General features: G+C 67.5%; 1 protein-coding gene and 1 pseudogene. One reads left to right on the top strand and one right to left on the bottom strand.

Features of this window, described 5'->3' with window-relative positions; genetic code table 11:
* Positions 1 to 350: hypothetical protein (locus KHO41_RS41095; RefSeq protein WP_211958904.1), on the top strand; the 350-nt coding region annotated here is incomplete at its 5' end.
* Here KHO41_RS41095 and KHO41_RS41090 read toward each other — a convergent pair.
* Positions 347 to 533, bottom strand: a pseudogene (locus KHO41_RS41090) (hypothetical protein); the annotation flags it as partial. The gene KHO41_RS41095 and the pseudogene KHO41_RS41090 overlap by 4 nt on opposite strands.

Below are 533 nucleotides of genomic sequence, written 5' to 3'. Positions count from 1 at the left end.
TGCCGTTCCTGTTGCCCGAGCGGTTCCGCGTGGACTACGTGCTGATTCCCTATACAGGGGTCTCGCTGATCGACTTCCGCTTCGACCTGGCGCGCGCCGTGGATGAAGCGCCATTGCTCGACGCGCTGGAACACGCATGCGTAGCGGGCCCGCTGCAGGGCCTCTATGCGCTGGACGCTCGCGATGCGGCGCCGCCGGCGTATGCCATGCGCGCGGAATCCGCGGTGCTGCTGCGCCAGCGCGCGCGCCTGCGCGGCGGCAGGCTGGTGCTGCCGGCCTGCTTCGACAACGAGAACTCGGCAGCGCGTTATCTGGACCTGCTGGAAAGCCTCGTCCTGCAGGGCGCTTAAGCGCTTGCCGCGCCGCCCGGGAGTGCTGCCAGCCCAGTCTTCAATACCTCCTCGACACGGCGCAACAGCGCGTCGTCAGGGGTGTGCCGGTCCAACACCAGCTGTGTCAGCCGCAACGCCTTTTCCCAGTAGCCGTTGAGCCACGCGTTGGCAATGCGCGAGCAGGCATACCACTGCGTCAGC

It is taken from the genome of Cupriavidus numazuensis (assembly GCF_905397435.1).
Lineage (GTDB): Bacteria > Pseudomonadota > Gammaproteobacteria > Burkholderiales > Burkholderiaceae > Cupriavidus > Cupriavidus numazuensis.
This window is presented reverse-complemented; position numbering and strand designations above follow the sequence as displayed.